General features: G+C 69.5%; 18 protein-coding genes. 4 read left to right on the top strand and 14 right to left on the bottom strand.

The window, feature by feature from the left end:
- Window positions 1-13: 13 nt before the first annotated feature.
- Genes AMYHA_RS21555 through AMYHA_RS21575 form a run of 5 tightly spaced genes read right to left on the bottom strand, consistent with a single transcriptional unit; the run spans window position 14 to window position 6,588 of the window.
- Window positions 14-1,216 (bottom strand): glycosyltransferase, encoded by a 1,203-nt coding sequence (locus AMYHA_RS21555; protein WP_051400162.1) that lies wholly within the window; start codon window positions 1,214-1,216, stop codon window positions 14-16.
- Window positions 1,213-2,649 (bottom strand): O-antigen ligase family protein, encoded by a 1,437-nt coding sequence (locus AMYHA_RS21560; protein ID WP_034274005.1) that lies wholly within the window; start codon window positions 2,647-2,649, stop codon window positions 1,213-1,215. The genes AMYHA_RS21555 and AMYHA_RS21560 overlap by 4 nt, the downstream gene beginning before the upstream one ends.
- Window positions 2,646-4,001: a hypothetical protein gene (locus AMYHA_RS21565; protein ID WP_034274006.1), complete on the bottom strand. Its 1,356-nt coding sequence runs from the start codon at window positions 3,999-4,001 to the stop codon at window positions 2,646-2,648. The genes AMYHA_RS21560 and AMYHA_RS21565 overlap by 4 nt, the downstream gene beginning before the upstream one ends.
- Window positions 4,001-5,794, bottom strand: a complete 1,794-nt coding sequence (locus AMYHA_RS26025) for a WecB/TagA/CpsF family glycosyltransferase (RefSeq protein WP_051400163.1) — start codon at window positions 5,792-5,794, stop codon at window positions 4,001-4,003. The genes AMYHA_RS21565 and AMYHA_RS26025 overlap by 1 nt, the downstream gene beginning before the upstream one ends.
- A complete protein-coding gene (locus tag AMYHA_RS21575; RefSeq protein WP_051400164.1) occupies window positions 5,791-6,588 on the bottom strand; it encodes a sugar transferase in 798 nt (265 codons plus the stop codon). Before AMYHA_RS21575 ends, AMYHA_RS26025 begins: the two co-directional genes overlap by 4 nt.
- A 400-nt stretch (window positions 6,589-6,988) precedes the next feature.
- On the opposite strand from AMYHA_RS21575, the gene AMYHA_RS21580 reads away from it, so the two are divergent.
- Together AMYHA_RS21580 and AMYHA_RS21585 are read left to right on the top strand one after the other, a co-directional pair.
- Window positions 6,989-9,739 carry an AAA family ATPase gene (locus AMYHA_RS21580; RefSeq protein WP_034278299.1) on the top strand — a complete coding sequence of 917 codons (2,751 nt, stop codon included), beginning with the start codon at window positions 6,989-6,991 and terminating at the stop codon, window positions 9,737-9,739.
- A 195-nt stretch (window positions 9,740-9,934) separates the two neighbouring features.
- A complete protein-coding gene (locus AMYHA_RS21585) occupies window positions 9,935-10,777 on the top strand; it encodes a poly(ethylene terephthalate) hydrolase family protein (RefSeq protein WP_051400483.1) in 843 nt (280 codons plus the stop codon).
- Between the two features lie 105 nt (window positions 10,778-10,882).
- Here the strand turns inward: AMYHA_RS21585 and AMYHA_RS21590 are convergent, their stop codons facing one another.
- The 5 genes from AMYHA_RS21590 to AMYHA_RS21610 form a co-directional block, all read right to left on the bottom strand.
- Window positions 10,883-11,803, bottom strand: a complete 921-nt coding sequence (locus tag AMYHA_RS21590) for an SMP-30/gluconolactonase/LRE family protein (protein WP_034274008.1) — start codon at window positions 11,801-11,803, stop codon at window positions 10,883-10,885.
- 100 nt (window positions 11,804-11,903) lie between these two features.
- Window positions 11,904-12,545: a histidine phosphatase family protein gene (locus AMYHA_RS21595; protein WP_034274010.1), complete on the bottom strand. Its 642-nt coding sequence runs from the start codon at window positions 12,543-12,545 to the stop codon at window positions 11,904-11,906.
- Entirely contained in the window at window positions 12,545-13,624 is a 1,080-nt protein-coding gene (locus tag AMYHA_RS21600) for a phosphotransferase family protein (RefSeq protein ID WP_034274012.1), read from the bottom strand. The genes AMYHA_RS21595 and AMYHA_RS21600 overlap by 1 nt, the downstream gene beginning before the upstream one ends.
- Window positions 13,621-14,385, bottom strand: coding sequence for an SDR family oxidoreductase (locus AMYHA_RS21605; protein WP_034274013.1), 765 nt, complete (start codon window positions 14,383-14,385; stop codon window positions 13,621-13,623). Before AMYHA_RS21605 ends, AMYHA_RS21600 begins: the two co-directional genes overlap by 4 nt.
- Window positions 14,386-14,490: 105 nt before the next feature.
- On the bottom strand, window positions 14,491-15,729 hold the full coding sequence (locus AMYHA_RS21610; RefSeq protein ID WP_034274015.1) for an acyl-CoA dehydrogenase family protein: 1,239 nt from the start codon (window positions 15,727-15,729) through the stop codon (window positions 14,491-14,493).
- A gap of 58 nt (window positions 15,730-15,787) precedes the next feature.
- Here AMYHA_RS21610 and AMYHA_RS21615 point away from each other — a divergent pair, with 58 nt between their 5' ends.
- Window positions 15,788-16,366: a TetR/AcrR family transcriptional regulator gene (locus AMYHA_RS21615; protein ID WP_034274018.1), complete on the top strand. Its 579-nt coding sequence runs from the start codon at window positions 15,788-15,790 to the stop codon at window positions 16,364-16,366.
- 90 nt (window positions 16,367-16,456) lie between these two features.
- On the opposite strand, the gene AMYHA_RS21620 is transcribed toward AMYHA_RS21615, so the two are convergent.
- Entirely contained in the window at window positions 16,457-18,088 is a 1,632-nt protein-coding gene (locus AMYHA_RS21620; RefSeq protein ID WP_084037425.1) for an acyl-CoA synthetase, read from the bottom strand.
- A gap of 92 nt (window positions 18,089-18,180) precedes the next feature.
- Window positions 18,181-22,206, bottom strand: a complete 4,026-nt coding sequence (gene hrpA, locus AMYHA_RS21625; protein ID WP_034274020.1) for an ATP-dependent RNA helicase HrpA — start codon at window positions 22,204-22,206, stop codon at window positions 18,181-18,183.
- A gap of 78 nt (window positions 22,207-22,284) precedes the next feature.
- Here hrpA and AMYHA_RS21630 point away from each other — a divergent pair, with 78 nt between their 5' ends.
- On the top strand, window positions 22,285-22,656 hold the full coding sequence (locus tag AMYHA_RS21630) for a DUF2784 domain-containing protein (protein ID WP_034274023.1): 372 nt from the start codon (window positions 22,285-22,287) through the stop codon (window positions 22,654-22,656).
- Between the two features lie 58 nt (window positions 22,657-22,714).
- Here AMYHA_RS21630 and AMYHA_RS21635 read toward each other — a convergent pair whose 3' ends face one another.
- A complete protein-coding gene (locus AMYHA_RS21635; RefSeq protein ID WP_034274026.1) occupies window positions 22,715-23,167 on the bottom strand; it encodes a MarR family winged helix-turn-helix transcriptional regulator in 453 nt (150 codons plus the stop codon).
- Between the two features lie 89 nt (window positions 23,168-23,256).
- Window positions 23,257-24,486: an NAD(P)/FAD-dependent oxidoreductase gene (locus AMYHA_RS21640; protein WP_034274029.1), complete on the bottom strand. Its 1,230-nt coding sequence runs from the start codon at window positions 24,484-24,486 to the stop codon at window positions 23,257-23,259.
- Window positions 24,487-24,589: the final 103 nt, after the last annotated feature.

A 24,589-nucleotide genomic window follows, 5' to 3' on the forward strand; every position in this document is an offset into this window, starting at 1 on the left:
AGAGATAGCGGCGTCATCCCTTCTTGTGGCGGCTTCCTGACAATTCGGTGTGGTGTCCACACCGGACAGATTCGATGGCGTCCTGATAGGACGCGAGTAGCGACCGCAGCCCGTTATCCTCGGCGTAGCGGCGCAGGTAGCTGTCGCGAGCGCGCTGACCAGCCGCGTCGATGAGGGCGTCGTCGCGCAGCCTGGCGAGCGCGTCGGCCCAGCAGGGGACGTCGCCGGGTGGTGCGAGCCATTCCGAGCCCAGCTCGCCAGCGACCTCGGCGGGACCGGCGATGTCCGAGGCCAGCACCGGGACGCCCGCTGCCATCGCTTCCACTGCGGTCATGCCGAACGTCTCGTAGCACTCGGTTGGCGCGACGACGGCGCGCGAGTGCAGCAGGAGGGCGCGCACCTGGTCGGCGGGCAGCCAGCCGGTGAACCGCACGCCCTCCGGGGCGCGTCGCGCCAGCTCCGCGTACCGGGGGCCGTCGCCGACCAACAGCAGTTCAAGGTCGTCGCACCCCGCGGCACGCCAGGCATCGAGCAGGGTGTCGATGCCCTTCTCCGGTGCGAGCCTGCTGAGGCAGAGCACCCGCCGAGACGTCGATGGCGGCAGCGTGCGGGGTCCAGGGTCGGCGGCGCTGTGCGGTTTGACCGTGATGCGCTCCGGCGCGAAGCCCGCAGCGACATAGACGTCTCTGACGAACTCCGACGGCGCGAGGAACCGCGCCACCCGTTGCCACGTGCCGCGTCGCGCCGCGAGCGCGATCGTTGCCGCGGCGACCGCCGACTGTGCGCGCGAGCCCCGGTAGCAGCCGTGCCGCACCGCATGCCACGGCGAGTCGCCGACGCAGTCGGTGCACACCGCGCCGTCACGGAACAGCAGCGCGTTGCCGCACACCAGCCGGTAATTGTGCAGCGTCATCACGATGGGCACACCCGCATCGGCCAGCGCGTCCACAATGGACGACGAGAGGCTGAACCAGGTGTTGTGCATGTGCGCGACGTCCGGCCGGTCCTCCCGCAGCCTGGCGCGCAGTTCGGCGCCACGCAGCGGGTTCCACGGCGCGCCGGCGAGCGCTGCCGCCGCTCGCGCGCCGCCTGGGTTACGTACGCGCAGCGCATCGATCTGATGCCCAGCGTCGGCGAGCAGCCGCGCCTCCGCTTCGACGACCGAGTCCTCCCCGCCGGGCAACGCGTACTGGTTGTGCACCTGGAGCACCTTCACGCGACCACCTCGCGGTCGCCGCGGGTAACGGGCACTGCAGGGCGGGAGCGGTCGGGCCCGGGCTCCTCAGTGCGGGTGAGCCCGAGGAACCGCCGGATCGACGTGACCAGGCCGTGCTGGCACGCGACGGCGGAGAGGTGGCCCAGCGCCCAGTAGTACGGCAGCGCACCGAACGGCGCTTCCAGCATCACGCCGACCAGCGCCACTCCCGGCATCCCCGCCGCGATCATGATGGCGAGCACGTCGACGTCGCTGAGGCGGGGTGCCCGCCCGCCGACGACGACGGCGAGCCGCCAGCCCAGCACGGTCAGCGCGAGCAGCAGCGCGAGCCCGAGCAGACCGAGCCGTGCCCACGCGCCGAGCAGGTAGTTGTGCGGGGATCGGACGTCCTCGCGGGTGCCGCTGTAGAGCTCGTGGTCGGCCTTGGAGTCGATGAGGTAGTTCGGCCCGAATCCGACGCCGACGACGTTGCGCGCCGGGTCGTCCTGCAGGTACCCAGCCAGTTGCGCCCAGGAGTGCGCGCGGGCGGACATCGTGCCCTGCGCTCCCCCGACGTCCGCCGTCGCGGAGAACAACCCGCCGACCGATGCGCTGAGCCGTTCGATGGCGTAGCCGTTGCTCGCCGCGATCCCCGCGATCGGCAGCGCGAGCAGAAGCAGCGCCACCGCCCAGCGCCGGGATCTGCTCCGGGACTCGCCGCGCGGCCGGTCCTGGAACTGGCTCGGCGACCAGCCCTGCGACCGGGACCGGCCCGGGATGCCGCGCCGACGGTGGCCAAGCAGCGCGACGGCGAGCAGGGCCGCGGTGACACCGAGCAGCGCGCCGCGCGAGCCGAGCCCGATGGTGACGGCGAGGCTGATGCCCGCGAGCGTCAGGTTCAGCACCGGCGCCCTGCCGCTGAGCGCGCGGTGCAGTGCGAGCCCGGCGAGTAGCCCGCTGATGAAGCCGTCGACGTCCGGCCGGGGCACGAACACCGGCACGGTCTCGCTCAGCGGCGGCACCAGCGCGACCACCGAGGGCAACGTCATCCCGATGACACTCCACGCGGCGTGGAACACCAGCGCGACGGTCACCGCCGTCTCCGCGCCACGTGTGTGCTCGGCGCGGGGTGCGAGCACAAGCAGCGCCACCAGCACGTAGGCGTAGGGAGCGGCGTCGCGTAGCGCGACCATCTCCCAGTCGCCGAGCAGCAGCCAGCCGAGCGAGAGGCCGAGCAGCGCGGTCGCGGCCAGCGCCAGCGTCGCGTCGTGCGGAGTGCGCTGGCTCCTGCCCGCCGCGAGGACGAGGACGCGGTCGAGCAGCAGGACGGCGAGCACGATGTCGGCGATGAACGGCGGCGACGCGGCGGGTAAGAAACTGCCCCAGCGGGCCGTAGCGAGCAAGAACAGCGCCAGTGCGAACACGCCGTAGCGCCGCAATCCGTCCGGTTTCACCGCGCGGCCACCAGTACGGCCCCGGCGACCGTCGCGCCCACGGCGGCGAGCTGGGCCAGCGCGGCGTCGACATCGCGGCGGGACGTCGTGCCCTCGACCACCACCAGCACCACGGCGTCAACCTGCGCCGCCACCGCGACCGAATCGGCGTACGGCAGGATCGGCGCGCCGTCGACGACGAGCGTGTCGTAACGCGGCGCGACCGCGCCAAGGAAGTCGCGAAACGTCCGCCCGCCGAGCAGCTCACCCGGCTGGCGCACGTCGGTGCCTGCCGGGATGACACCCAACGCGCTCGCCGTGGCCAGCGCACTCGGCCGCGGGTGCGGCTGGGGCACCGAGGCACCAGAGCCCGCGCCCCGCGAGGAAACGTCGACCACCACATCGGTGAGGAGGGCGCTACCACGCAGCACGTCGGTCAACCCGGGCTGTGTGGTCAGGCCGAGCCGCTGGCACAGTCGGGGCGCGCGCAGGTCGCACTCCACGAGCAGGGTCGTCGCGCCCGCGGCCGCGCTGGCGTTGGCGAACAACGCCGCGACGGCCGACGCGCCCTCACCGCCCGAGACCCCGGCGACCAGCACCGTACGCAGCGGGTCCGCGGCGAGCTGCGATGTCGCGCGCCACCGGCGCACCGACTCCAAGCTGGTCTCGTCCCACCGGCCCGCTCCGGGCAAACCGGTGCCGTCGGTGCTGTTGTCGGCCAGCGAGACGCGCGCGAGCGGGGTGACGCCGAGCGCTCGGCGCAGGTCATCCTCGTCGCGCACCGTGCGCTCCAGGATCTCCCTGCCGACCGCGACGCCCGCGCCGAGCAGCACCCCGACGACGACGCCGACCGGCACCAGCCGCACGGGACTCGGCGCGGTCGTCGTCGCGGGATCCGCCCGGGACGCGATGGTCAGCGCGAGCCCGGACTCGCGCTGCCCGAACAGCCCGTTGACCAGCTCACTCGCCTCGGCCGCCGCCGCGTTCGCCAGCTGGACCGCGCGGTCGCGGCTCGCCGCGGAGGCGGTCAACGTGATCAGGTAGGTGTTGGTCGGCACCTGCGCGGTCAGTACCTCGCGCAACTCGGCGGGCGGTGTGTCCAGCGACAGCCGTGCCGCCACGCCCGTGGCGACGTCCAGCGAGGTGGCCAGGTCGGCATAGGTTTCCATGCCGGTCGCCGAGATCAGCGCTGGCGCTCGCGCGCCCGCCGCGTCCGATGCCGGGACCGGGGTGACCACCAGCGTGGCGGACGCGGTGTGGCCGCCACCGGTCACGGCCCCGAACGCCAGCGCGCCGAGCACGGCCACTGCCACGACGACGGCGAACGTGCGCCACTGCCGCCGCAGCACCTGGCAGAACTCGTCAAAGGTCATCAGCGGGTCCGCAACCAGATGCTCGACGGGAAGTGACCGCTCCCACGCCGGTCGTCGATGCCGCGGGTCATCGGACGGGGGCGATAGTCGGGCAGCACGGCGGCGAGCGCGTCAGGGCGCGCGTGGTGCAGCGCGGACTGACAACTCAGCACCTCGAAGCGGTCGTTGCCGATCAGCAACGCCGACAGCAGCGCGGTCTCCTGCCAGTCCCAGATGTCGTCGAGCACCCACGGCGAGTACTGGTAGGGCAGGTAGATGTCGTGGATGTGCACCAGCACGCCCTTCGGCAGCGATGGCAGCAGCTCGAGGTAGATGTGGTGCAGCTCGGAGCCGGTCTTGACGGCGTGGGTCGAGTCAATGAACAGCAGGTCCCCCGCGCCGAGGCCGGTGACCGTCTCGGCTGGCACCTGCTGCGCGGGGATTTCGCGCACCGACACATGCGGCAGGTGCCGCAGCGCGGCGGGGGCGTACGGGTCGATGGTGGTGATCTCGCTGGCTTGCCCGCCGTCGGCGACGGTGCGGCTGACGGCGGCGGACATGATCGCGGTGGACGCGCCGCTGCCGATCTCCACGATCCGCTTCGGGACAAAGGTTCGTACCGCGCAGTGCAGCACCTGTGCCTCGATCGCGCCATAGCGGAAGTCGATGCCGCGCGCATCCAGGTCGCGCAGAAAGCCGAAGCCGCGCACCTCGTCCAGGTAGGGCGCCTCGCACACTCGCGCGAGCCAGTCGAGCTGCTCATCCAGTCGCCACCGCACGCCAGGCAGCTCGGTGGGGCGGCGCCACAGCTCCTCGTTCTCCCGCAGCCACCGCCGTTGCGGCACCGAGGAGTAGAAGTGCGCGGGCAGTAGGTGCAACCGGGACCGCTCCAGCGAGGTCAGCGCGGTCACGGCGGCCCGTTTCAGCAGGCTTTTCGGGGCGATGCCTTGCGCGGCAGTGTGCTGTTCCTCTGCGGCGCGCGATGCCGTCCGATGTGCCGAGTGCTCAGCCATCTCGGTGCTCTCCTGTGTTGGCTCTTGCGCGTCGTGCAGCCGGGGCGGTGTGCGCAGCACGGCGGCGACGAAGCGAGGGTTGTGCTTGAGGTAGCGGGGTCCGAGCCGACGCGGTGAGCGGGCCATTCGGTACGCCCATTCGAAACCGGTCGGCCGGATCCAGGCGGGCGCCTCATCGACGAGCCCCGCGTGGATGTCGAACGCCGCACCGAACCCGAGCAGCGCGGGCGCGGTGACCCTGCCGAGCGCCCACGACATCCAGCGTTCCTGTTTCGGTGTCGACATGCCGACGAAGACGATGTCCGGCTTCGCGGCGTTGATCTCGTCGATGAACGGGGCCTCCCCGTCGGGGTCGAAGTCCCCGAACGGCGGTGAGGCGGCGCCGACGATCGTGAGCCCGGGATACCACGCGCACAGCCGGTCGGCGAGGCGTTCCGCGACGCCGGGCGCCGCGCCGTAACAGTAGATCCGCCAGCCGCGGTCGGCGGCGCGTTCGGCCAGCGCTGGCATCAGGTCGGGCCCACGCACCCGGCCCATGCCCTCAGCGCCGACGTAGCGGCCTGCCCACAGCAACGGCGCGCCGTCCGGCACGGTCAGCCCGGACGCGTTGTGGATCCGGCGCAGTTCGGGGTCGCGCTGCGACTCCATCACGCCGTGCACCCCGCTGACGCAGACGTAGTGCTGCTCGCGACGATCGATCCAGCCGCCGATGCGCTCCAGCGCGTCGGCGATGGAGGTAATGCTGACCCGCACACCAAGTACGTCGACGCGCGGGTCGGTCACGGTCATCGTGATGCTCATGCCAGCGACCTCCGTCTCGGCGTGAGCCGATCGCGGGTGATGAGAAACCGCCCACCACCGACCGCCCTGATCCGGTTCTCGCTGACCCACCCGGAGCCGAGCGCCCAACGCGGCACCGCACTGAGCCGGATCGGTCTGCCACCGACCATCAGCAACGCGGTACGCCACAGAATCCAGATGTCCATGCGTAGTGAGCCGTACTGCAGGTAGCAGAAGTCGTACTCCGGGCGTTCGTGCACCAGATAGTGCGACTCGTCGCCGATCTGCCACAGCCCGGTGCAGCCCTGCCGCACCAGCTGGCGGGCGTCGCGGTAGCCGGGGTCGGTCGGCTCGAACCGGTCCGGCATCTTCGGCCGAGGCCCGACCAGGCTCATCTTGAGCAACGGCACCAGCAGCAGTTGGGGCAGCTCGTCGATGTGCCTGCGCCGAAGGAAGGCGGTGAACCGGTCGACCGGGATGACGTCGCCACCGTCCTTGAGCGCGTAGCGCGGCGTTGTCTTCGGCAGGGTCCGTAACTTCGGGAAGGTGATCGGCCTGCCATGCCGCCCGATCCGCCGATGCCAGAAGAACGGCCACTGTCCTAACCGGATGGCCAGGACGACGGCGAGCGCGGCGATCACCGGGATCGTCGCCACCGCCAGGATCGTGCCGAGCACGATGTCCATGAACGCCTTTCCGGCGCGTCCGGCGAGCTGGCCGAGTCGCGCCGTGTCTATGTCGTGTTGATCCTGAAAGATCGTTGCTCTGTCACCAGCGGGCTGTACATACAGCGGATCCCTGACCGGCTCGCTCACACCTAACTCCCGAGTGCCCTACGCCGAGAAACGTGAAGACGAATCGTCGTTTCATCGCCCTTGTGGGGCCACCGCGATATTCAACGTGTTACTCACGACTTGGTTACGGGATCGATTTGTTTTATCGAGATTTCCCTACCATCGCTGTGACCTTTGTTACTCGCTTATAGTTATTTATGAAAATAACTCTGCTTTCAGGGGCGGGGCGCTGATTCCCTGCTCAGCGGCGTACCTTGCGCTAGCCAATCGCGATAAATACGACATTCAGGTCATGTCGACCATGGCTAGTCCTCGGCTCGGTGGAATGGCGGCAACCTGGCCGAGTAGTGGCGGTCGTGCGGGGCGCCCAACCCAGACGCGACGTCTTTTCATGAACGCGTACGACCGCGAGACTGTCCCCATGACGCATCACGAGGGGGACATCGGTCCCGCGCACTCACTGCCGCTGCGCGGGCGTGCGCGGGACCTCACCGCGCTGGACGAGATGCTCAGCCACGCCGCGACGGGTCGCGGCGGCGCACGGGTCATCGTCGGCGGCCCCGGGCTCGGCAAGACGGCGCTGCTCGACGCGGCGGCGCGCTCGGCGACCGGCTTCCACGTGCTGCGGGCCAGCGGCACCCCCGCGGAGTCGGCACTGCCGTATGCCGGGCTGCACCAGCTCCTGCTGCCACTCGGGGAGCTGACGGAGCGGATACCCGAGCGGCACCGGGCGTCACTCCTCCCCCTGCTCGATCCAGCGGTGGACGTCGCACCGCCCGACACGCTGGCGCTGCACGCCGCGCTGCACGCGTTGCTGGTCACAGCCGCCGCCGAACGACCGATGCTGTGTTGCGTCGACGCGGCCCACGACCTGGACCGGGCTTCGCTCGACGCGCTCGTCTTCACCGCACGACGCAGCGACGCGGCCCCCCTCGCGCTACTGTTCACCGCCGACCTCGGCGGTACGGACACAGCCGAAACGCTGGCGGATGTCCCGATACAGCACCTCGGTCCGGTCGACGACGATGCCGCGCACCGCATCTTGACCGACCGCATCGGCCCCGCGATACCGCCCGAGCTGACCAGCAGCGTGCTCGACATCGCCGAGGGGAACCCGCTCGCACTGACCGAACTCGCCACCCGCGTCACCCCGGCGCAGCTCAGCGGCATCGATCCGCCGCCGTCCACGTTGCCAGCGGACAGCAGGCTCTGCCGCGCCGTCCGGCTCAGGCTGGCCGAGCTACCAGCGGCCACCGCACTGCTGGTGCGGCTCGCCGCCATCGACGAGCGGCTCGATGTGTCCACCGTGGACAACATGGCCATGACGCTGGCTCTCGACGACGCGGCTCGCATCGGCGCACTGGTGGTCGCAGGCGACACCGTGCGGCTGGCCAATGGCGTGCCGCGCGACGCGGTACTGGCCACGATGACCGCCGCGGAGCGGCGGCAGGCTCACCGGCTGCTGGCGGACGCCGCCGAGCCGACCGACCACGTCCGATGGCTCTGGCACCGAGCGTCCTGCGCGACGGCACCGGCCCCCGCGTTGGCGACCGAGCTGGACACCGCTGCCGAGCTGGCACGACAGGCGCAACGACACGGCGACGCCGCCGCGGCCAGCGAACGCGCGGCGACACTGTCAGGCAGCGACGCCGACCGGGCCCGGCGATTGCTCACCGCCGCCGCCGACCACTGGGCGAGCGGCCATCCCCACCGTGCCCGCACCGCGCTGCGACGAGCGCGCCCGCTGACCAGCCACGGCCCCGCCACCACGCTCGCCGGCGAGATCGAACTGCGCAGCGGCAACCCGGCGGCGGCAGCGGCCGACCTGCTCAGCACCGCCCACCAGCTCAGCCGCGCGGACACCGGACTGGTGGCCACCACGTTCCTGCTCGCAGGGGAGGCAAGCTGCGTCGCGGGTGACGACGACCGCTACTGCGCCACCGCACTCGACGTCACCCGGTGGCGGGAGCTGCACCGACAGCCCGCCACCCGGCTGGTGCTCGAGCACTTCGTCGCCATGTCCGCGACGTTCAACGGTCATCACGCGAAGGCCGCGAACCCGCTGCACAGTGTCGTCCGGCTGGGCGATGAGATCGCTGACCCGACCGCGAAGACGTTGGCGAGCCAGGCCGCGTTCACCCTTGGGGACGCCGCCGCGACGCGCGACCTCGCGCTGCAAGCCGTGGCATGCGCGCACGCGAGCGGCGACCTCGCGCGCGTGCCGTGGGCGTTGGTATATGCCGCGATGGCGGCGGTACTGTCCGGCGAGCACGCGCCCGCGATCACCAGCGCGTTGGATGGCCTGCGCCTCGCGGAGTCGCTTGGCCAGCCGAACTGCGTCGTGGACCATCTGACGATACTGGCGATGCTCGCGGCGTTGCGGGGCGATCGCGAGACGACCCGGCTGCGCCTGGATGACGCGGCCTCCGGCGTGGTCGAGCGCGGCCTCGGCCGGCCCGGCTCGCTGGCCAGTTGGGCGGCGGCGTGCGCCGACCTCGCCGCTGACCGACCGGCCGACGCGCTGCATCGCTTCCGCCGGATGAGCGCGGGTCCGACGTGGAGCTTCTCGCCGATCCGCGTCATGGCAACGCCGCACTACGTCGAGGCGGCCGTGCGCTGCGGGAAGCAGCGAGACGCCGCCAACGCCGTCACCCATTTCGAACGGTGGGCCAACACAACCGGTGGGCAGGCGCGCGTCGCGCTCGCACACCGCTGCCGGGGCCTGCTCACCGACCACCCCGGCGAGTCGGAGGAGCACTTCACCGAGGCGATCAGGCTGCATCGCAGCGCGGGCGCGTCCTACGACCTCGCCTACACCGAGCTGCTGCTCGCCAGCCGGCTCCGGCGACACCGCAAGCCACGGCAGGCGCGCGAGATCCTCATCGAGGCGGCGCAGGTCTTCGATGACCTCGATGCCCACCGCTGGCGCGACCACGCGCGTCGCGAGCTGCGGGCGTGTGGCTACCCGGTGGATCGGCCGTCCGATGGCGCGAGCAGCGAGCTGACGCCGCAGCAGGGCCGCATCGCCGAGTTGGTGGCCGAAGGCGCGACGAACCGCGAGATCGCGGCGACGTTGTTCATCAGCCACCGCACGGTCGACCACCATCTGCGCAACATCTTCGAGCGCCTCAACATCCGTTCCCGCGTCGAACTCGCCGCGCTGTACCGGTGAGCCGCCAAGACTGGCGATTTCACCGATACCGGCACGCCGGCCCCGGTGGCAAGAATCGATAACCGTTCGTCATCAGGCGGACCCGTCCGGTCACAGGACCGGGTGGCGCTCCCGACGAAAGGACTCGACACCGTGGGTTTCCGCATACAGCATCCACCACGCACATCGCGATGGCGGCTCCGGCACGCCTTCGCCGTGCTGTTCGCCACGCTCCTCTTGGTCGGCACGCCCGCCGCGACAGGGGTGGCGACCGCTCAGGACAACCCGTACGAGCGCGGGCCTGATCCGACCGAGAGCAGCATCGAGGCCCCGCGCGGGCCGTTCGACGTCGCCACCACCTCCGTGTCGAGCTGGGTGTCCGGCTTCGGCGGCGGCACCATCTACTACCCCACCGACACCAGTCAGGGCACCTTCGGCGGGGTCGCCATCGCCCCCGGCTACACCGCGAGCGAGTCGAGCATGAGCTGGTACGGGCCCCGGCTGGCATCGCAGGGCTTCGTCGTGTTCACCATCGACACCAACAGCCGCTACGACTACCCGGCGAGCCGGGGCAGGCAGCTGCTCGCCGCACTCGACTACCTGACGGAGCGCAGCTCGGTGCGGTACCGCGTCGACGAGAACCGGCTCGCCGTGATGGGGCACTCCATGGGTGGCGGCGGCTCGCTCGAAGCGGCGTCCGACGACCCGTCGTTGCAGGCCGCGATCCCGCTGACGCCGTGGAATACAGACAAGACCTGGTACGAGGTGACGGTGCCGACCTTCATCATCGGTGCGGAGGATGACAGCATCGCCCCGGTGCGCCGCCACTCGGAGCCGTTCTACGAAAGCCTGTCGTCGAGCCTGGACAAGGCATACCTGGAGCTGAACAACGCGGGCCACTTCGCGCCGAACTCCTCCAACACCACGATCGCCAAGTACAGCATCTCGTGGCTGAAGCTGTTCGTGGACAACGACACCCGCTACCACCAATTCCTCTGCCCAGCACCGAGCGGCTGGGCGATCGAGGAGTACCGGGAGACCTGCGACTACTCGCCATAAGCCACGGCACGCAGGGCTACGAGCGTCCCGGGTCCCATCGGGTGAGCTCGCTCGATGGGACCCGTTCGTGCTTACCGCGCCAGTGCGCCTACCGCGCCAGTGCGCCTACCGCGCCATCGTGACGACGGCGTTCTCCAGCAGGCTGCCGAAGTACAGCTGGGCATCGCGTTCCCGCACCCCGGTCAGCATGTGAAAGCCGTCGATCTCGCCTTCGTAGGAATGCACGATGTCGCCCCTGTCATCGACCCCGATAACCCGCATCGTCTTGCTCGGCGCGGGCTGCAGCGACTCTGGCAGCTTGGTGACCGCGGAGCGGACCAGGCCCGGTAGCTTCTGCACCACGCCGAGGGCCGGGTTGCGCGGCGCGGGAATCGCGATCCAGATCAAACCATCGCTACCGGTTGAGGAGTTGTCCGGGTAGCCACTGAGATCGCCGACGAACAAATCGGCGGTACCTGCCCGCTGGCCCGTCAGCCAGAACCGGCGGACCTGGCACGCGCCCGACTCGGCCACCGTCACGAACGACTCGTCGGCGGCGAGCGCGACGCCGTTGGCGAAGTGCAGCCCGGTCAACAGCTCGTCGACCGTGCCGTCGGGATTGCGCCGCAGCAGTCGCCCGGTGCGAGTCTGCTCGATCAGGTCGGTGCGCCACTCCGGGATCGGGTAGCGGCGGGAGGAGTCGCTGAAGTAGATCGTGCCGTCGCTGGCCACCGCCGCGTTGTTGCAGGCGAGTATGGGTGCGTCGAACACGGTGTCCGCCAGCACCCGCACCGCACCTGAGGACAGCGACACGGCGAGCAACCCGGCGTCCGATGCGCACACCACCAGGTCGTCGTCGCCATAGAACTCCAGCCCAAGGGGCCGACCGGGGCAGGTCGCGATGGTCTCGATGGTGCTGCCGTCATTGTCGACGCGAAGGACCCGTCCGTCGGTGAGCCCGGTGTAGATCCGACCCTGCTTGTCGACGAGGACGTCCTCGGTGCCCTCGCCGTTGACCGGGATGACGGTGGCGGACTGGAAGCTCATACCGCCTCCTCTTCGCGCGCGGCACGCCGCGCCGTTGACTTGGCGTCGGCGAGCATGGTGCCCGATGATTCGGACCTGCAAGCAGTCCTCATACGTGCTCCTAGCGGTAGGTGAGCAAGCTGCGGTGCTCGGCCTCGAAGTGCGCGTGCTCGTTGAACGCGAGCAGTGTGAGGCCCGACCGACCGGTCACCAGTTTGGTGATTCCGGCGTTGCATGTCACGCGGTGCAGCGCGGTGAACCGCCCTGGCTGATCACCGATCGCCCGTGCGGCGAGCGCGCCGATCACCCCGCCCGAGGTGAACACCAGCGCGTTGCCGCCCTTGGGCAGCCCCGCGGCCAGCTCGTCGAACGCCGCGTTCACCCGGTCAGCGAACGCGGTCCACGGCTCGGTGCAGGTACTACCATCAGCCGCCGTGATCCAGGCGAGCAACGCCTCGTCAAGCGCGGCCTGGAACCCGCGCGGGTCCACCGGCTCCGGCAGCTCGGCCCCATGACCGCGCAGGACGTCGATGAAGTCGTACTCGTTCCAGCGCTCGTCCGCCGCGGCGTCGAACCCGGCAGCCGACGCGGTGTCGCGCTGCCGCGTCATCGTGCCGCAGCGGACCTCGGTGAACTCGACCCCACGTCTGCGCAGTTCGTCTCCGGCGACCTTGGACTGCTCGGCGCCGACGTCGGACAACTTGTCGTAGTCAGCCGAGCCGAACGACGCCTGCCCGTGCCGGACCAGATAAATGGCACCCATCAGCCACCGGCCTTCGCGATGATTTCCTTGCAGCGCCACTCCAAGTAGCCGACGAACATCCAGTAGTCGGCGTAGCGCGTGTTGTGGGTGCCGCCGTCGTGGTAGCGCCGGTACAGCTGCTGGATGATCACCGCGAGCCGGAACAGCCCGTAGACCTCGTAGAACGTCCAGTCGTCCACCGCGAGGCCGGTCTTGGCGAGGTAGTAGTTCACCACCTCGTCCCTGGTGAGCATGCCGGGCAGGTGAGTCGGCTGCCGCCTGCTCTGCGTGAAGACGTCGTCGTCATCGGCGTGCACCCAGTACGCCATGGTCGCGCCCAGTTCCATCATCGGGTCGCCCAGCGTTGACATCTCCCAGTCCAGGATGCCGACGACGTTCAGTGTCTTCGCCGCGTCCGGTGGCGTGAGAACGATGTTGTCGAACCGGAAGTCGTTGTGGATCAGGCAGGTGGCGACGTCGTCAGGCTGGTTGGCCGCCAGCCACGCCATCACCTCGGTGTAGGCGGGGACGTTCTCGGTGCGGGCCTTGCGGTACCGGTCGGACCAGCCTTCGATCTGCCTGCGCACGTAGCCAGCGCCCTTGCCGAGGTCGGACAGCCCCGCCGCCTCGACGTCGACCTGATGCAGCTCGACCAGCTTGTCGATGACGTCTTTGCACAGCTCGCGCACCGCGTCCGGGCCGAGGTCGAGGCCTTCCGGCAGGTCGCGGCGCAAGATGATGCCCTTCAGGCGTTCCATGACGTAGAACTCGGCGCCGATGACCGACTCGTCGTCACAGAACGCCACCATCTCCGGTACGTAAGGGAACACCGGCTTGAGTCCGGATTGGACCCGGTACTCGCGGGACATGTCGTGCGCGGAAGCAGCCTTGTGCCCGCGCGGTGGCTTGCGCAGGATCAGGTCACGGTCCGGATAGGACAGTTCGTACGTCAGGTTGGACGCACCGCCGGGAAACTGCCGCACGGTCGGCGGGGTGTCGCCAAGGCCATCGACCCGCGCCGACAGCCACTCGTGCACGGCGGCGGCGTCGAAGGCGTCCTCTTCCCTGACCTCGCCCGCGGTATCGACGAGTTCGCTCATGACAGCTTCCGCACCAGGCTCAGCGGGGCGAACCGCAGCACCTGCGCCAGCACGGTCCACGGCCACCACGGCACGTACGCCTTGGCCTTCTCCGCCTCGATCGCGCTCACCAGCGCCTGCGCGCCCTTCTCGCCGCTGACCATCAGCGGCGTCTTGCTCGCCCGGCCAGTCATCTCCGACTCGATGTAGCCGGGCAGCAGGGTTGTTACAGCGATGTCGGCGGTGTCCTTGCTCAGATGCTGCGCGCGGATGCCCTCGGCCAGCGACGCGGCAGCGGCCTTCGACGCAGCATAGGTGGTGACGTTGCCACGCATCCCGCGCACCGCACTCACCGAGGACACCACGACGAGGTGACCCGCTTTCTGCTCGCGGAAGATCTCCATCGCGGCCTCGCACTGCGCGAGCAGACCGATGACGTTGGTTTCGATGGTCTGCTTGTTCGCCTCGAAGTAGCCGGTGCCGATGGGCTGTCCCTTGCCGAGCCCAGCGTTGGCGATGACGCGGTCGATGCTGCCCAGTTCGTCGCGGAACTCGCGGAACACCCGGAACACCGCGTCGGAGTCAGTGACGTCGAGCGCCTTGGTGACCACCGTGATGCCCGGGTGCGTCTCGGTCAGTTCCTTGGCCAGCGTCTCCAGCCGGTCGGTGCGCCGCGCGCACAGCGCGAGGTTGCGCCCCTTGGCGGCGAACTCCCGCGCCATGCCCTCACCGAGGCCGGAGCTGGCCCCAGTGATCACGATGTTCTTGCGTTCGGTGCTCATGTGCTCGGTGTGCCTTTCTCCGGTTGCGTGTCAGCTCGTGCGCGGCCATCAGCCCGCGTTGCCCGCCGGTTCAGCCCTCGATCGTCGACCGTAGCCGCTGCGCCGTCATGCCCGCTCCTTGTAGGGCGCCAACTCGATGCGGGAGATGACGCCGAGGTGCACCTCGTCCGGGCCGTCGGCCATCCGCAGCGAGCGCGCGCCCGCGTAGGCGCCCGCGAGCGGGAAGTCGTTGGTCAGGCCACCGCCGCCGTGCAGCTGGATCGCCATGTCGATCACCTGCTCGGCCATGCCGGGCACGCTCGCCTTGATCTGCGACAACGAAGACACAATGTCAAACGGCGCAGCGTTTGACTGGGTGTCGAGCAGCCACGCGGTGTGCAGCACCTGCAGTCTGGCCTGGTTGATCGCGATGCGGGCGCGCGCGATGCGCTCGCGGTTGCCGCCGAGGTTCACCAGCGGTTTGCCGAACGCGGTGCGGTCCATCGCGCGGGTGATGGCCATTTCCAGCCCGCGTTCAGCGAGGCCGATGAGCCGCATGCAGTGGTGGATGCGGCCAGGGCCCAGGCGACCCTGGGCGATCTCGAAGCCTTTGCCCAGCCCCGCGATCACGTTCTCCTTCGGCACCCGGACGTCGTCGAAGGTGACCTCGCCGTGGCCGTACGGCTCGTCGTAGTAGCCGAACACCGGCAGCATCCGCTCCACGGTGAACCCGGGCGTGTCCTTCGGCACGATCACCATGGAGTGCCGCGCGTGGCGGTGCGCGACCGGGTCGGCCAGCCCCATGAAAATGACGAACTCGCAGCGCGGGTGGCCGATGCCGGTGGAGAACCATTTGCGGCCGTTGAGTACGACCTCGTCACCGTCCGGGACGACGGTGGCTGCCATGTTGGTGGCATCCGACGAGGCCACCTCGGGCTCGGTCATGCAGAACGCCGAGCGGATCTCGCCGTCAAGCAGGGGCCGGAGCCAGCGTTGCTTCTGCTGCTCGCTGCCGTAGTGGATCAGCACCTCGGCGTTGCCGGTGTCCGGGGCATTGCAGTTGAACACCTCCGGACCGAGCACGTGGCGGCCCATATGCTCTGCCAGCGGGGCATAGTCGACGTTGCTCAGCCCGGCGCCCTCCCCTGTCTCCTCGGAGTACGCCTTGGGCAGGAAGAAGTTCCACAGGCCGCGCTCGCGCGCCTTCGCCTTGAGCTCGTCCACGAGCGGCAGCACCACCCACGGGTCCTTGGCCTCGTGGAGGGCACGCAGGTAGTCCGCCTCGGTCGGGGCGATCTCGGTGGCGATGAACTCGGCCACCTTGTCGCGGTACTCGGCCGATCGCGCTGACGGCGTGAAGTCCATGGCAGGACACGCTACGCTACTTATCGAGCATTGCTCAATAGTGACGCGAGGAGGTCGCATGGCAGCGGGCAGCCCTGGGGCCAAGCGCCGCGCCCGCCAGCACCCGGACGAGCGGCGCAAGCAGCTCATCGGCATCGGGCTGGAAATGCTGACCACGCGACCGCTGCACCAGATCACGATTGACGACGTCGCCGCGAAGGCCGGGATCTCGCGCAGCCTGTTGTTCCACTACTTCCCCACCAAGCGGGACTACTACGCCGATGTGGTGCGCGCGGCCAGCAGGCGGCTGCTGCGGGCGACGCGAGTGGAGGGCGACACGATCGACGACCTCGTCGCCGGGTTCCTCAACTTCATCGAACGCAGGCACGAGCCCTACATCGCGCTGTTCCGCAGCGCGGGCACCGACGACTGGGCGCACGAAATCTTCCGCGAGACCCGTGCGGCGCTGACCGACCAAGTGCTCACGGCGCTCGCGATCGAGCAGCCGAGCGAGCTGGTCCGTGCTGCCGTCGGCGCGTGGCTGGCCTACGCCGAGGAACTGGCGCTGGAGTGGGCGCAGCACCACACCGGCACCCGCGAACAGGTACACGCCCTGCTCACCGGCGCACTGGAGCACATCGTGCGGTCGGCGCGGTAGTCCGAGGCGGGCGCGATCTTGATGCATCGTGGTGACACGTATCCCCACGATGCATCAAGATCGACCACTCGCCAGGAACCAGCCCTCGGGCTACTCCCCCAGCTTGGCGCGCAGCAGCTTCCCGGTGGCGTTGCGGGGCAGTTCGTCCAAGAACTCGACGTCGCGCGGCACTTTATAGCGGGCGAGGTTCGCCTTGACGTAGGACTTGATCTCGTCGGCGTCGGTCGTCACGCCCTCGGCGAGGACCACGAACGCCTTGAGCCGCTGGCCGAACTCCTCGTCCGGCACGCCGACCACGGCGGCCTCCAGCACGTCCCCCCGGTCGGCGAGCAGGTTCTCCACCTCAAGTGGATAGACGTTCTCGCCACCGGAGACGATCATGTCGTCGTCGCGGCCGTCGACGAACAGCAAGCCGTTCTCGTCGAAGTGCCCGACGTCTCCTGTGGACAGCAGGCCGTCGATGATGTCCTTGTTCCTGCCATCGGTGTAGCCGGAGAAGCTCAGCCCGCTGCCGACGAAGATGCGCCCGACACTGCCCTGCTCGGTGACCTCGGTGCCGTTGCTGTCGTAGAGCTTCACCTGGCAGCCGACCGGCGGTTTGCCCGCCGTGCTCGGGTCGATACGCAGGTCCTCCGGAGTCGCGACGGTGGCCACGGCGACCTCGGTTGAGCCGTATAAGTTGTAGAGCACGTCACCGAAGATGTCCATGGTGCGGGTGACGACGTCGCGCGGGATCGCCGAGCCGGCCGCGAAGATGATCCGCAGCGACGACGTGTCGTACTTGCCCAGTACCTCAGGCCCGAGGTCGATGATCCGCTGCAGCATCGTCGGCACCACGACCAGCACCGCGCACCGGTGCTCGGCCACCACGCGCAGCGCCTCCTCCGGGTCGAACCTGCGCCGCAGCACGACCGTGTTGCCCAGCGCGAACGCGAGCAGCACCTGGGACAAGCCGGTGCCGTGGAACATCGGTGCCGCCATGTGCATCGGCTGGCCACGCCGCAACGGCACCCGGTCGAGCAGCTGTGCCGAGGACAGCGGCGACGTCTTCTCCCTCGGCGCGCCCTTCGGCGTGCCGGTGGTGCCGCTGGTCAGCAAGATGAACCCGCCCGGCCGCTCCGGACTGGGCACCGGCGCGCCGTCGGTGGTGGCGATCAGCGCTTCGAGCGAGTCGGCGCCAGCGGGCGGCTGGGTGTCCACCCAGGCCACGCAGCGCTCGACGTCCTCACCGACCGCGTCGAGCAGGCCGGTGAACTCCTCGTCGTAGACCAGCAGCGAGACCTGCTCGCGGCGGGCGACGTCGGCGAGCTGCGGCTTGGCGAAGCCCGTGTTGAGCAGCAGCAACCGGGCACCGAGCTTGCCGGTCGCCGCCATCACGGTGACCAGCCCCCGGTGGTCGCGGCACAGCGCGGCGACCACGGTGCCCGCACCGATGCCACGTTGCGACCAGGCCCGCGCGAGCGCATTGGAGCGGCGTTCGATCTGGTCGTAGGTCAGCTCGCCCAGCTCATCGACGATGGCTACGGCGTCCGGGTTACGGTGCGCACCGATCGAGATCACCCCGGCGAACGGGCCGACCTTGTGCACCGCGAGGACCGACCGGATGCTGTCGTCCGGCCTGCCAGCCAGCCCAGCGCGGTACAGCACGGCAGCGCTCTGTACGGCGACGGTGGCCTTCGATGCGGCTTGCGAGAAGGCCTTCTTGGCTTGGGTCAGGATCATCGCCGTACCTCCGTTGCTACCGACCAGTACACCCCAGGACTGACACTAACCGGTTCACCTGCCGAGAACGAGACGAGCGTGGTTCAGCTCGCTCACTGAACCGAATCAAGCGCCCGCTGCACTCGCTTCTCCGACACCGGATACGCGGTGCCCAGCGTCTGCGCGAACAGGCTCACCCGCAGTTCCTCCAGCATCCAGCGGATCTCGATGAGCTGTTCCCGAGCGGCGTCATCGTCTGCTGGGGTGTCTGCCAGCAGCGCGCGGTACTCGTCGGTCAGCGCGAGCACGGTGCGCATCCGCTGCGTGTCGCGCTCCAGGTCACGCGGCAACTTCTCCAGCCGCCGCTCGACAGCCGTCAGGTACCGCACCAGGTCGGCCAATCGCTCGAACCCGGTCGCGGTGACGAACCCGTCGTAGACCAGTTCGTCGAGCTGTGCGGATACGTCGGCCAGCGCGTCGCCGAATCCGGGCCCGTCAGTCCGCTTCACCGCGAGCTGCGCCGACCGCCACGCGACCAGCACCTTCCTTACCCGCTCCATCGTCTCGATCACCCTGCGGTCCAGCCCGGCGCGTGCGGCCGTGACCAGCCGTTCGAAGCCCGCTGCGTCCCACGCTGGCCCGCCCGCCTCAGCGATGATCACGTCCAGCGCGCAGTTCACGCAGTCGTCCAGCAGCCCTGACACACCGCCGTGCGGGTTCTGCGCCAGCTCCAGCTTCGCGGTGTTGGACAACGTCCGCCGCAGCGCCTTCCGGGGCGAGCCGACCCGCAGCAGCAGCAGCCGCCGCGTACCGCGCCACATCGCCTCCCGCTGCTCGTGCTCGGTGGCCAGCACCTTCACGTCGACCGCGTCGCCCGCGTCGACCAGTGCCGGGTAGCCCTTCACCGGCTTGCCGTGCTTCCCGCCTGATGTGCCCTCGAACGACCGCGGCAGGCTGTCGAAGTCCCAGTCGGAAACGCCGGTGCGCTCCAGTTTCTCGGCGGCGCGGGAGAGCTGGCCGCGCAGCTTCGGCGCCAGCTGCTGCCGCAGCGCCGCAAGATCCTTGCCCTCGGCGACTCGTTTACCACGCTCGTCGACGATGCGGAACGTCATCCGCAGGTGGTCCGGCACCTTGGTGAGGTCCCAGTCGTCCGGCCGGACGTCAACGCCACGCAGCGCATGCAGCTCGCGCTCCAGTGCGGCCAGCAGCGGCTCGCGTTCAGCGTCGGGAACATCAGGGTCGAGCCGGGCGAGCACGACCTTGGCGGTGTCCGGTGCGGGCACCAGCTCCCGCCGTAGCGGCTTCGGCAACGCCTTGATCAGCGCGGTGACCAGCTCCTCCCGGAAACCGGGCACCTGCCAGTCGAAGCAGTCCGCGTTGACCTGGTTCAGCACCGCGAGCGGAACGTGCACGGTCACGCCGTCCGCGTCACCTTCGGACGCGCCCGGCTCGAACTGGTACGTCAGCGCGAGGTCGAGGTCGCCGTGCCGCCAGCGCTGCGGGTAGTCGGTCTCGCTGACCTCGGCGGCGCGCTCGTTGACCAGCATCGGCAGCGAGAAGTCGAGCAGATCTGGCTGCTCCCGGCGCGCCTTCTTCCACCAGGAGTCGAAGTGCCGCGCGGAAACGACGTGGTCTGGAATGCGCTCGTCGTAGAAGTCGAACAGCGTCTGGTCGTCGACAAGGATGTCGCGCCTGCGGGCGCGGTTCTCCAGTTCGGCGACCTCGTCAAGCAACTCGCGGTTGGCGTGGAAGAACCGGTGGTCGGTGCGCCAGTCGCCCTCGACAAGCGCGTGGCGGATGAACAGCTCCCGGCACAACTCCGGCTCGACCCGCGCGTAGTTGACCTTGCGACCGGACACCAGCGGGATGCCGTAGAGCGTGACGGTCTCGGCCGCCATCACCGCGCCCCGGTTGCGTTCCCAGTGCGGCTCGGCGTAGTTGCGTTTGACCAGGTGGCCGGCGAGCCGCTCGACCCACTCCGGCTCGATGCGGGCGACGATCCTGCCCCACAACCGCGACGTCTCCACCAGTTCGGCCGCCATCACCCAGCGCGGTGTCTTCTTGAACAGCGCCGAACCGGGGAACACCGCGAACCGGGCGCCGCGCGCGCCGAGGAAGTCGCGCTTCTCCGGGTCCTTGAGCCCGACGTGGGAAAGCATCCCGGCAAGCAGGCTCTCGTGCAGCCGCTGGTAGTCCGGCCCGCTGAAATCGGCCGTCCCCTTCGGCTTGGTCACGCTGATCCCTGCTGAGTTGGCGGCCTCCTTGAGCTGGTTGTAGAGGTCCTGCCACTCCCGCACCCGCAGGAAGTGAAGGAACTCCGCCTTGCACAGCTTGCGGAACCGGCTACCGGACAACTCCCGCTGCTGCTCCCGCAGGTAGTCCCAGAGGGACAGGAAAGCCAAGAAATCCGAGTTGGGGTCCGCGAAACGGGCGTGCTTGGCGTCGGCGGCCTGCCGCTGCTCCTCCGGTCGTTCCCGTGGGTCCTGAATGGACAACGCGGCGGCGATGACCAGCACCTCGTGCACGCAGCCGTTGTCCGCGGCGGCCACGATCATCCGCCCCATCCGGGGATCGACCGGGAGTTGTGCCAGCGCCTTGCCGACGTCAGTGAGCCGATGCGCGGAGTGTTGCTTGCCGCTCCGTGCATCGGACGTCTCCAACGCGCCCAGCTCCCGCAGCAGCGCCAAGCCGTCCGCGATCTGGCGCTTGTCCGGCGGCTCAACGAACGGGAAGTCCGCGATATCGCCAAGGTCGGACGCGGTGAGCTGCAGGATCACCGAGGCCAGGTTGGTGCGCAGGATCTCAGGGTCGGTGAACTCCGGTCGGGACAGGAAGTCGTCCTCGGAGTAGAGCCGGATGCAGATACCGTCCGACACCCGGCCGCAGCGGCCCTTGCGCTGGTTGGCCGAGGCCTGTGAGACCGGCTCGATCGGCAGCCGCTGCACCTTGAGCCGGTTGCTGTAGCGGGAGATACGGGCGGTGCCGGGGTCGATGACGTACTTGATGCCCGGCACGGTCAGCGAGGTCTCGGCGACGTTCGTGGCCAAGACGATGCGGCGGCCGGTATGCCGCTGGAAGACGCGGTGCTGCTCGGCCGCCGACAGCCGCGCGTACAGCGGCAGGATCTCGGTGCCCGGCAGGTCCATCGCGGTCAGCGCATCAGCCGTATCGCGAATCTCCCGCTCCCCGGACAGGAACACGAGGATGTCGCCCGGCGGTTCGGCGCGCAGTTCCGTGACGGCGTCGCAGATGGCCTGGGTCTGATCGCGGTCCTTGTCGGCGCTGCCGGCACCGGCGTTCTCGGCATCAGGAGCAGCGTCGTCCCGAATCGGCCGGTAGCGGACCTCCACCGGATACGTGCGCCCGGACACCTCCACGATCGGCGCTGGGGTGCCGTCCGGGGTCGCGAAGTGCTCCGCGAAACGTTCAGGATCGATGGTGGCCGATGTGATGATCACCTTGAGGTCGGGGCGGCGCGGCAGCAGCTGCTTGAGATAACCGAGCAGGAAGTCGATGTTGAGGCTGCGCTCGTGTGCCTCGTCGATGATGAGCGTGTCGTACTGCCGCAGCAGCCGGTCGCGGGCGATCTCGGCGAGCAGGATGCCGTCGGTCATCACCTTGACCAGCGTGTTCTCGCTCACCTGATCGGTGAAACGGACCTTCCAGCCCACGGTGTCGCCCAGCTCGGTACCGAGTTCGCTCGCGATGCGTTCTGCCACCGAACGGGCCGCGATCCTGCGCGGCTGCGTGTGGCCGATGGTGCCGTGCACTCCCCTGCCGACGTCGAGGCAGATCTTCGGCAGCTGGGTGGTCTTGCCGGACCCAGTCTCGCCAGCGACGATGACGACCTGGTTGTCCCTGACGGCGGCCGCGAGGTCCTCCGCCCGCTGACTGACCGGCAGTTCCGCCGGGTATCGCACCGTCGGAACCGACTCGCGCCTGCTGGCCAGCCGCAGCTCGGCGGTGTCGATGTCCGCGGCGATGGCGCGCAGCACGGACGCGCGTTTGCGCTCGTCGCGGAGCTTGCGGGTGCCGTCGATTCTGCGTCGCAGCCGGACGCGATCGGCCAGCATCACGTCGTCGAGCCGTCGCAGCAGCGCGCGAGGCGCGACGGCTTCCGCCGAAGGTGCAGTGGACATACCTCTCACTACTCTATCCGGGCTGTCGCGGTGTTTTACCGGGCAGCCCGATCCCGCCACCTGCGGGATACTGGCGTTATGTACCGGGTACTCGCGGACGCGACGATGGTGCTGCACTTCGCCTTCCTGGTGTACCTCACACTTGGTGGGTTCGTGGCGTGGCGATGGCCACGCACGATCATCGCGCACCTGATCGCGGTGGCGTGGGGCGCGCTGATCGTGATCTTCGAGTTCGACTGCCCGCTGACCGGCCCCGAGGACTACTTCCGCAAGCAGGCGGGCCAGGAGGGCCTGCCAGGCGGGTTCATCGACACCTACCTGACCGACGTGGTGTATCCAGCCGAGCACGTCGATCTGGTTCGGCTGGCCGTCGCGGTCGTGGTCGCGGTGTCCTGGGCGGGATTCGTGGTCCGGCTGCGGGCGCGCCGCAGAGCACGCCTCAGCCGGTGAGTCGCACGACCGGTCGGTGACGCAGCCGGGCACGGCCACATGAAACGCGCCGCGCCTCTCAATCGACGATGCCGCGCTGGGCGGCACGCAGCTTCTCGCACAGCTCACCCAGGGTGCGCAGCTCGGCGGCGGTCAGTCCAGCGCCGACGTAGCGCGCGATGGAGTCAGCGTGCTCGTGGCCAACGCGCCGCTGCACCTTGAGGCCGTAGTCGGTCAGGATGACGATGGTTCCCCTGCGGTCCTCCGGGTCGCGTTCCCTGCGGACGAGGCCCTGCTTCTCCATCCGCTCGATCAGTCTGCTGAGACTAGGCTGGGTCAGCACGATGTGTTCGTTGAGTTCGTGCAGGCGCAGTCGTTGCCCGTCGAACAGCGTGAGGTTGTAGAGCACGTCGTACTCACCGAGCGTGATCTCGGCACCACGAAAGTCGTCCCGAAGCCTGCGGAACACCGCGACCTGCGCGCGAAACAGCGACTCCCAGCTTTGCAACGCCTGCGCTCGACGCCCGCGCACGACACACCTCCTCCCGGTCCGCCCTGATCCTGCCATGTCACCCCGACTGGTGAAGAACGTTCGGGAAATCCGTTGGCGCGAGCGAGCCCCTATGACACGGCGTCGGCCAGGTCGGCGAGGTCGGCATCACGCAGCTGCTCCGGGGTGACCGCCGCCCGGTCGTCGACCAGCGTGCGCAGCGCGTCAGCGTCGTCGAAGGTGTTGACGTTCATGGCGGCGGTCACCCTGCCGCCGTGCCGCCAGAACGCGATGAACTCGCGCGAGCCCAGGTCACCACGCACCACCAGTTCGTCCAGGTCGGGGTCGGCCAGGCCCCGGTACTCGCAGCCGAGGTCGTACTGGTCGGTGAAGAAATACGGCGTCGCGGTATAGGGCTCGTGCTCGCCGAGAAGGTTGCCCGCGACGTGCTCGCCCTGCCACTTCGCGTTCGCCCAGTGCTCGACACGGATGCGCCTGCCGTAGCGGGGGTGGAAGTGCGCCGCGACGTCGCCAGCGGCGTAGATGGCGGGAGACGCGCTACGCAGTCCGGCGTCGACGTCGACACCACCGTCGTCGGCCACCTCCAGCCCGGCGGCGCGAGCCAGCTGCGACCGGGGTGCCGCCCCGACCGCGACCAGCACGACGTCAGCGGCGACGTGGCTGCCGTCGGACAGCTCGGCGCCGTCGACCTGCTCATCGCCGAGGAAGCGGGTTACCGACGTCGCCAGCCGCCACTGCACGCCGTGGTCGGCGTGCAGGTCGCGGAACACCGTGGCGACGTCGTCACCGAGCGAAACCAGCGGTAGCGGCTGCGGCTCGACGACCGTCACGTCCGCGCCCGCCGATCGGGCGGCAGCGGCGGCCTCGCAGCCGATCCAGCCCGCGCCGACGATCAGCACGTCCTGGGCGTCCTCGATGGCCGTGCGCAGGTCGAGGGCGTCATCGAGGGTGCGCAGCGTCGCGACACCGGGCAGATCGGCGCCGGGGACGTCGAGAGTGCGCGGGCGGGAGCCGGTCGCGAGCAGCAGCCGATCGAAACTGTGCTCCGCCCCGACTACGTCGGTGAGCGTCCGCGCGCCCAGCTCGATGCGGGTGGCCTCGACACCGCGCCGCAGGTCGATGCCGTGCTTGACGTAGTAGTTCTCGTCGGCGACCCAGTCCGGCTCGTCGGTGTCGTGCAGCAGCACGCTCTTGGAGAGCGCTGGCAGCTCGTACGGTCGATGGTGCTCCGCGCCGAGTAGCAGCACGTCGCCGTCGAAGCCCTGCTTGCGCAGCGATATCGCCGCGGTGGCCCCCGCGAGACCCGCTCCAACGATTACGATGCGATGCGGTTCCGCCATCGCCAACCTCCCATGCCTGCACGCGCGTGCCCGCACGCTACCGCTCGCGCCCACCCCGCGCGCGAGGCCATCCGTGGTGTGCGTCTCGTGGGGACCACCACGC

The organism is Haloechinothrix halophila YIM 93223 (assembly GCF_000504245.1).
GTDB classification, from domain to species: Bacteria; Actinomycetota; Actinomycetes; order Mycobacteriales; family Pseudonocardiaceae; genus Haloechinothrix_A; species Haloechinothrix_A halophila.

Coding starts and splice junctions, on each gene's coding strand:
- AMYHA_RS21565 (WP_034274006.1), bottom strand. CDS start 4,001: ATGACCTTTGACGAGTTCTGCCAGGTGCTGCGGCGGCAGTGGCGCACG.
- AMYHA_RS26025 (WP_051400163.1), bottom strand. CDS start 5,794: ATGAGCATCACGATGACCGTGACCGACCCGCGCGTCGACGTACTTGGT.
- AMYHA_RS21580 (WP_034278299.1), top strand. CDS start 6,989: ATGACGCATCACGAGGGGGACATCGGTCCCGCGCACTCACTGCCGCTG.
- AMYHA_RS21590 (WP_034274008.1), bottom strand. CDS start 11,803: ATGAGCTTCCAGTCCGCCACCGTCATCCCGGTCAACGGCGAGGGCACC.
- AMYHA_RS21595 (WP_034274010.1), bottom strand. CDS start 12,545: ATGGGTGCCATTTATCTGGTCCGGCACGGGCAGGCGTCGTTCGGCTCG.
- AMYHA_RS21600 (WP_034274012.1), bottom strand. CDS start 13,624: ATGAGCGAACTCGTCGATACCGCGGGCGAGGTCAGGGAAGAGGACGCC.
- AMYHA_RS21605 (WP_034274013.1), bottom strand. CDS start 14,385: ATGAGCACCGAACGCAAGAACATCGTGATCACTGGGGCCAGCTCCGGC.
- AMYHA_RS21610 (WP_034274015.1), bottom strand. CDS start 15,729: ATGGACTTCACGCCGTCAGCGCGATCGGCCGAGTACCGCGACAAGGTG.
- AMYHA_RS21615 (WP_034274018.1), top strand. CDS start 15,788: ATGGCAGCGGGCAGCCCTGGGGCCAAGCGCCGCGCCCGCCAGCACCCG.
- AMYHA_RS21620 (WP_084037425.1), bottom strand. CDS start 18,088: ATGATCCTGACCCAAGCCAAGAAGGCCTTCTCGCAAGCCGCATCGAAG.
- hrpA (WP_034274020.1), bottom strand. CDS start 22,206: ATGTCCACTGCACCTTCGGCGGAAGCCGTCGCGCCTCGCGCGCTGCTG.
- AMYHA_RS21630 (WP_034274023.1), top strand. CDS start 22,285: ATGTACCGGGTACTCGCGGACGCGACGATGGTGCTGCACTTCGCCTTC.
- AMYHA_RS21640 (WP_034274029.1), bottom strand. CDS start 24,486: ATGGCGGAACCGCATCGCATCGTAATCGTTGGAGCGGGTCTCGCGGGG.